Source organism: Telluria sp. Soil_C_11 (genome assembly GCF_057657395.1).
In genome coordinates this window covers 314,193-321,550 of record NZ_JBDGIN010000005.1, presented here as the reverse complement: position 1 = coordinate 321,550, position 7,358 = coordinate 314,193, and the positions used below count along the sequence as shown (strand labels likewise).

At 66.3% G+C, this 7,358-nt stretch carries 5 protein-coding genes and 1 pseudogene; 4 read left to right on the top strand and 2 right to left on the bottom strand.

Translation table 11 applies throughout. The features are described from left to right. Positions 1–269, bottom strand: a pseudogene (locus AC3A6M_RS11745) (IS3 family transposase); the annotation flags it as partial. Between the two features lie 95 nt (positions 270–364). Then, complete coding sequence (locus tag AC3A6M_RS11740; protein ID WP_487852898.1) at positions 365–1,861, bottom strand: leucyl aminopeptidase; 1,497 nt, start codon at positions 1,859–1,861, stop codon at positions 365–367. An 86-nt stretch (positions 1,862–1,947) separates the two neighbouring features. On the opposite strand from AC3A6M_RS11740, the gene lptF reads away from it, so the two are divergent. The 4 genes from lptF to AC3A6M_RS11720 all read left to right on the top strand — a co-directional run bounded on the left by lptF (position 1,948) and on the right by AC3A6M_RS11720 (position 7,331). Continuing rightward, the gene (lptF, locus tag AC3A6M_RS11735; protein ID WP_487852897.1) at positions 1,948–3,096 is read left to right on the top strand and encodes an LPS export ABC transporter permease LptF; all 1,149 of its coding nucleotides are present in this window, start codon (positions 1,948–1,950) and stop codon (positions 3,094–3,096) included. Next, positions 3,093–4,277: an LPS export ABC transporter permease LptG gene (gene lptG / locus AC3A6M_RS11730; RefSeq protein ID WP_487852896.1), complete on the top strand. Its 1,185-nt coding sequence runs from the start codon at positions 3,093–3,095 to the stop codon at positions 4,275–4,277. The genes lptF and lptG overlap by 4 nt, the downstream gene beginning before the upstream one ends. Before the next feature lie 8 nt (positions 4,278–4,285). Then, the gene (locus tag AC3A6M_RS11725) at positions 4,286–4,657 is read left to right on the top strand and encodes a sirohydrochlorin chelatase (protein WP_487852895.1); all 372 of its coding nucleotides are present in this window, start codon (positions 4,286–4,288) and stop codon (positions 4,655–4,657) included. A 160-nt stretch (positions 4,658–4,817) separates the two neighbouring features. After that, positions 4,818–7,331: a DUF4214 domain-containing protein gene (locus tag AC3A6M_RS11720; protein ID WP_487852894.1), complete on the top strand. Its 2,514-nt coding sequence runs from the start codon at positions 4,818–4,820 to the stop codon at positions 7,329–7,331. The last annotated feature ends 27 nt before the right edge of the window (positions 7,332–7,358 follow it).

Genomic DNA, 7,358 nt, shown 5'->3' with positions numbered 1-7,358 from the left:
ATTTCAAGATCCTTGATGCGCTGCTCTGGCGTCTGTGGTTTGGCTTGCTTGCTCACGGGATCGCTCCTGTGCCGGTTCGGTCCTTTGAGACTACTCCAATCCTGTCGCCCATGCTTACGAAGCCAGACCAGCACTGTCGATCGCCCCTGGATTCCATAGCGTCGTTGTGCCTGTCTGTATGTCAGTTCGCCTCTTTCAACCTCATCGACCACTGCCAATTTAAAAGCCAGCGTGTAGTCACGCTGGGTTCGTTTTTCCCTGGTATCCATTGAACACTCCTCAGAAGTGTCAACTTATTCCAGGACGGGTCATCACAAATAAAAAAAGGACGCCGCGGCGTCCTTTTTTGCGTCGAATCCGCGGATTACACGCGGTTCAGGAGGAAGGTCGTCAGCAGCGGCACCGGACGGCCGGTCGCGCCCTTGGCCGCGCCCGATTTCCAGGCGGTGCCGGCGATGTCCAGGTGGGCCCAGGTGTAGTTGCGGGTGAAGTTCTCCAGGAAGCACGCCGCGGTGATCGAGGCGCCGCCCGGGGTGCCGATATTCGCCAGGTCGGCGAAGTTCGACTTCAGCTGCTCGTTGTACTGTTCGCCGATCGGCAGGCGCCATGCGGCATCGCCTGCCTGGCGGCCGGCGTCCATCAGTTCTTCGGCCAGCGCGTTGTGCTGGTCGTCGTGGCGGGTGAACAGGCCCGAGGTGTGGTGGCCCAGCGCCACGATGCAGGCGCCGGTCAGGGTCGCGATGTCGACCACCGCGGCCGGCTTGAAGCGCTCGGCGTAGGTCAGGGCGTCTGCCAGGATCAAGCGGCCTTCCGCATCGGTATTCAGGATCTCGATGGTGGTGCCGTTCATCGCGGTGACGATGTCGCCCGGCTTGGTCGCATGACCCGAGGGCATGTTCTCGCAGGCCGCCACGATGCCGACCACGTTCAGCTTCAGGCCCATCTCGCCGATCGCGCGGAAGGTGCCCAGCACCGAGCCGGCGCCGCACATGTCGTACTTCATTTCGTCCATGTTCGGGCCCGGCTTCAGCGAGATGCCGCCGGTGTCGAAGGTGATGCCCTTGCCGACCAGGACCACCGGCGCTTCGTTCTTCTTGCCGCCGTTGTGCTTCAGGACGATGAACTTGGGCGGTTCGTCGCTGCCGCGGGTGACCGACAGGAAGCTGCCCATCTTCAGGGCTTCGAGCTGCTTGCGCTCCAGGACTTCGATGTCGAAGCCGTAGTCGCCGGCCAGCTTCTTGGCGGTGTTGGCCAGGTAGGTCGGGGTGCAGACGTTCGGCGACAGGTTGCCCAGTTCCTTGGTCAGGTTCATGCCGTTGGCGATCGCCTGGGCCTGGGCCAGCACGGCCTTGACCTGCGGGGTGGCCTGCGGGACGGCCAGCGCCAGCTTGCGCACGCCGGTCGGTACCGGGTCCTTCTTGCTCTTTTGCGCGTCGGTGCGGAATTCCGCTTCGCCGGCGGCGACCACGATGCTGCGGATGGCCCAGGCCAGATCGCGCTCTTTCACATTCTCCAGCGGGAATGCGATAATGGCATCCTGCGCGCCCAGCGTGGAGAAGGCCTTCAGGGCGGCGGTGACGGCGCCGGCGAAGTTCTTCTCGCTGACCGCTTCGTCGGCGCCCATGCCCACCAGCAGCACGCGGGCGGCGTTCACGCCGGCCACGCCGCGCAGCAGCAGGGTGGTGCCGGCCTTGCCGGAGATGTCACCCGACTTGACGGCGGCCGCAATCTCGCCGTTCAGGTCGAGGGCTTTGGCGGCCTCCGACAGTTTCTTGTTCTCGAACACTGCGACTGCGATGCAGCCGGATTTGGCTGCCGCCAGCGTGTTTTTTGTGTCGAATGCTTTTATGCTAAAGTCCATTTGGTTCTCCGTTTGTCTATTCGAGGCCGAGGCATCCGCGTGATCGACGCCTGCCTGTCTGCCCAACCTGCAATTATAACTATCGAATGATTTTCCGACGCGCCCTACAGCGTGAATTGGCCAGCGTCGCCGGCGCAACCTTCACCGTCCTGTTTTCCATCCTCGTCACCTGGACCCTGATCACCATCCTGGGTAAGGCGGCGGGGGGCAAGGTCGCGTCCGGCGACGTGCTGGCACTGATCGCTTTTGCGGTGCTGAATTATCTGCCAACTATCCTGATCCTCACCAGCTTTATTTCGGTGCTGGTGGTGATCACGCGCAGCTACCGCGATTCCGAGATGGTCGTCTGGTTCGCCTCCGGCCAGTCGCTGACGCGCTGGATCGCGCCGGTGCTGGTGTTCGGCCTGCCGCTGGTGATCCTGGTGGCGGTCATCTCGCTGGTCGCCATTCCCTGGGCCCAGCTCAAGAGCAACGAGTTCACCGAGCGCTTCGAGAAGCGCGAAGACCTGCAGCGCGTGGCGCCCGGCCAGTTCCGCGAATCGGCGGCCGCCGACCGCGTGTTCTTCGTCGAAAGTTCGGCCGCGCGTTCCACCACCGTGGTGCAGAACGTGTTCGTGAATACCATCGACCAGGGCGTGAACACCACCGTGGTCGCCAAGGAAGGCCAGATCGAACCGGACGGCAAGGGCGGCCAGTACCTGGTGCTGAAGAACGGCCGCCGCTACCAGGGCACCCCCGGCAAGCCGGACTTCCAGTCGATGGAGTTCGAACGCTACCGCATGCGGGTCGGGAGCCAGGCGCCGGTGATGGGCGACCTGAAGGTCGAAGGCATGTCCACGGCGGCGCTGCTGGCGATGCCGCGCAACCAGTACGCCGACGCCGAACTCCAGTACCGCATCACGTGGCCGATCATGTGCGTGGTGCTGATGCTGCTGGCGATCCCGCTCGGCTTCGTCAATCCGCGCGCCGGCGCCTCGACCAACCTGATCCTGGCGCTGCTGATCTTCTTCACCTACCTGAACCTGACCAAGACCGCGGAACAGGCGGTCAAGCAGGCCAAGCTGGGCTTCGGCGCCGCCTGGTGGCCGCTGCACGCGCTGGTGCTGCTGGCCGCGCTGGGCCTGTTCGCCTGGCGCCTGAACATCCACCACCGCTGGCACCCGCTGCTGCTGGCGAACGCCTGGAAGCGCCGCCGCCTGCTGCAAAGCGCGGCCGCGAAGGAGGGCGCGAAATGAAGATCCTGCAGCGCTACTTCTTCGTCAGCATCGCCCAGGCGGTGGCCTTCGTGCTGGTGGCCTTCCTGGCCCTGGCCGCCTTCATGGACCTGACCGGCGAACTGCCTTCGGTGGGCAAGGGCGGCTACATGATCCAGCACGCGCTGCTCTATGTGCTGTTGCTGGTGCCGGGTAATATGTACCGCGTGATGCCGGTCGCCGCCCTGATCGGCACCATCTACACGATGGCGCAGTTCGCCCAGAGCTCGGAATTCACGATCATGCGCGCGTCCTCGATGACGACCCGGATGGCGGCCTGGATGCTGTTCAAGATCGGCATCGTGTTCGTCGTCCTCACCTTCATCTTCGGCGAACTGGTCACGCCGCGCACCGCGCCGCTGGCCGAACGCCTGCGCCTGTCGGCCAAGGGCGCCACGGTGTCCGCCGAATTCCGTTCCGGGATGTGGACCAAGGACACCATCCACGCGGGCGGCCCGAAAGGCCCGGTGACGGGTTCGCGCTTCTTCAATGCGCGCCAGATCAGCCCGGACGGCCGGCTGGTCGACGTGCGGCTCTACGAGTTCGACAACAATATGCGCATGCGCGCCCTGATCACGGCCGCGCGCGCCGACTTCGGCGGCAACCACACCTGGCGCCTGCAGGACGTGACCGAGACCCAGTTCACCAACAGCCGTACCCTGCCGGCGCCCGGCGCGCCGCTGCCGAACGGCCAGAGCATCCAGAACAGCTTCGGCCAGGAGACCGCCGCGGTCAGCACGCGCAAGCTGCCGACCCTCGACCTGGAATCGGAAATCACGCCGAAGATCCTGTCGGTGTCGCGCTCGGATCCCGAGCGGATGTCGGCCAACGAATTGGCGGTCTACACGCGCCACCTGGCCGAGAACCGCCAGGAGACGGAACGCTTCAAGATCGCCTTCTGGCGCAAGCTGATCGACCCGCTGTCGATCTTCGTGCTGATGGCGCTGGCGCTGCCCTTCGGCTACCTGCAGGTGCGCAGCGGCGGGGTCAGCTTCAAGATCTTCATCGGCATCATGATCGGCGTGAGCTTCCTGCTGATTAATAACCTGTTCTCGCACATCGGCATGCTGTCGACCTGGCCGGCCTTCATGACGGCCGCCGCGCCCAGCGTGCTGTTCCTGCTGCTCGCGCTCGGCGCCCTGCGCTGGGTCGAGCGGCACTAGGAGACCTCATGCAACGCGCCCTGATCCTGTTCGCGCACGGCGCCCGCGCCGCTTCCTGGGCCGCGCCGTTCCAGCGCCTGCGCGACCTGACCGCGCAGCAGCGGCCCGACGTCGCCGTCTCGCTAGCCTTCCTCGAGCTGATGACGCCCAGCCTGCCCGATGAAGTGGCGCTGCTTGCCGCGCGCGGGGTGCGCGAAGTCACCATCGTGCCGATCTTCCTGGGGCAGGGCGGGCACCTGCTGCGCGACCTGCCGAAACTGGTCGACGAACTGCACGCCGCCTATCCCGACATCGCGTTCTCGACCGTGCCCGCGGTCGGCGAGGACCCGGGCGTGCTGGCGGCGATGGCGGCGTATTGCGTGGCCGCGCTTCCTGGTTGAGGCACCTGGAATGTTCGTTAACTGAGTTGTTACCGCTGCAATGGTTTATGCCAACTGAGTTATTTCCAGGCTAATCTTTTGTTGCTTTCCGACGTAATTCTCGCGCGCGAAACAATTTCCTCGTTGCATTTGAATTTTCCATGGGGAATCATAATGTCCTATGACGACCCCATCGACCAATATCTACGTCCACCCCGGCTGGGCGAGCTATACCTGGACCTATGCCGGCACCAGCATGCCGTCGGGCGCCGCATCGAGCGCGGTGACCGCGGTCGCTTTCGACGTCTCCAGCGCGGCCGGCCAGCAGTTTTCGCGCGGCCAGCTGCAGTACAGCTTCGATAACGGCAAGACCTGGAACGTGTACAGCGTGCCGGTCGACGGGCAGGGCGCCTATGTCCAGGCCACCGGTACGCTGTGGCGCTTCCTCGACGCCGCTACCGGCGACGTAACGACGCCGAACACCTTCGGCGCCCATTACAAGCTGGCGGACGGCAGCGTGGTCTCGCAGGACAACACGGTCATCGTCGATAACCCGCCGGCCAGCCTGACCGGCGAGAACGACACCATGTTCTCGACCCTGCAGGCGGGCGCCGTGGTCGACCAGCTGTCCCCGGTCGACAGCGGCTCGCTGACGGGCGGCCGCTGGGTGATCGACAGCCAGTCGCAGCCCGGCCTGTTCTCGATCGCCTACAACCCGGCGACGGACACCAGCGCGCGCCTGGTGATCGCCGACGCCGGCAAGCTGCCGCCGCCCGGCCTGTCGGCGGCAGTGACGATCCACTACTACGACCGCTACCAGCTCGACACCAACGGCAACCCGATCGCCGGCCAGGGCGTCACCCGCACCCTGTCCTACACGGTGGAAGACGGCGTCACGCACGACCTGCCCGGCTTCGGCAACGACATGAAACTCGGCGCAGCCAGCGACGCCTGGAACGCCAACCCGGCGATGGCGACCCTGTCGAACGGCGGCTTCGTCGCCGTCTGGCAGGGCAGCGCTCCGGTCGCGGGCGGCGCCAGCGCAGGCCTGTGGGCCCAGTTGCGCGACGCCGGCGGCGCCGCCACCGGTGCGGCGTTCGCGCTGACCCCGAACGGCGATGCGAAGATCGAAGGCGAGCCGGCGGTGGCGGCGCTGTCGGGCGGCCGCTTCGTGGTCGCGTATTCCGTGAGCGATGGCAGCGCCACCCGCATCGCCTACCGCGTGGTCGACGCGAACGGCGGCGCCGGCGCCGAGCACGTGCTCGACGGCGGCGCCGCCGGCGATGCCGCCATGCCCACTGTCGCCACCCTGGCCGACGGTTCCTTCGCGGTCGGCTGGCGCAGCGGCGGCATGGTCCACGTGCAGCAGGCGGCCGCCGACGGCAGCCTGGCCGGTGCGCAGAAGGACTACGGCGCGCTGGCGTCGGCCTTCAGCCCGAGCATCGCGGCGCTGAAGACTGGCGGCTACGTCGTGTCCTGGGGCGAGATCAACGACGGCAACGTCTACGCCGCCACCAGCGGCTCGGGCCAGCCCTTCGTCGTCAACGGCGACGGCTACGCGGCCAGCATGGCGACCGCGGCGCCGCTGCCCCACGTGACCACGCTCGCGAACGGCAACTTCGTGATCGCCTGGGACAGCTACGTCAACGCGCCGTTCGGCTTCGCCAGCAGCGACATCTTCTTCCAGGTGTACGACAGCACCGGCCACGCCCTGGGCGGCCCGGTACAGGCCAACCTGGCAGGCGGCAGCGGCAACTACGACGCCGCGGTGACGGCGCTCTCCGACGGCGGCTTCATGGTCGCCTGGCAGTCGCAGACCGGCGACTACGACGGCAGCGGCATCTTCGGCCGCCGCTTCGGCCTTGATGGCAGCGCGGTCGACCTGCAGGAATTCGAGATCAACCAGATGCGCGCCGGCGACCAGTCCGGTCCCGACGTGGTGGCGCTGGACAACGGCGGCTTCGCCGCGGCCTGGGTCGACAGCCAGGCGGGTGGCGTGTCGATCGAGGCCAGGGTCTTCACGAATGCGGAGGTCGCCCCCGAGCCGGTCCAGGGCGGCACGCAGGAATCGAACGCGGGCAGTGGCAGCGGCAGCGGTGCAACGGCCCCGGTGACGACCAGCCCCAGCGTGCCGGCGCCGGTCTACCTGGCCGGGACGGCCGGCGTCGACACGGCGGTGTTCGGAAGCCTGCGCGCGCAGTATGCCTTGTCGAACGACGGCAGCAAGGTGTCGGTCGTCGACTCCGCGAACGGCGCCACCACCGTGCTCTCGAACGTCGAGCGGCTCCATTTCAGCGACCAGAACGTGGCGCTGGATATCCACGGCAATGCCGGCGAAGCCTACCGCCTGTACCAGGCCGCGTTCAACCGCACCCCGGACAAGGCGGGCGTCGGCTACTGGATCGATGCGCTGGACAAGGGCCAGAGCCTGAAGAGCGTGGCGGACGGTTTCATCCACAGCGCGGAGTTCGCCAGCATGTACGGCGCCAACCCGACCGATACCCAGTACGTGCAGGCGCTGTACCACAACGTGCTGCACCGCGAGCCGGATGCCGGTGGCTACGACTACTGGCTGCATACGCTGGCGGTCTCGCCGCGTCCCGAGGTGCTGGTGAATTTCAGCGAGAGCGCGGAAAACCAGGCCCAGGTGATCGGGGCGATCGAGAACGGAATCGGCTACATTCCCTGGGGTTAAAAACCCCGATGGCGGCCCTGAGGGTTG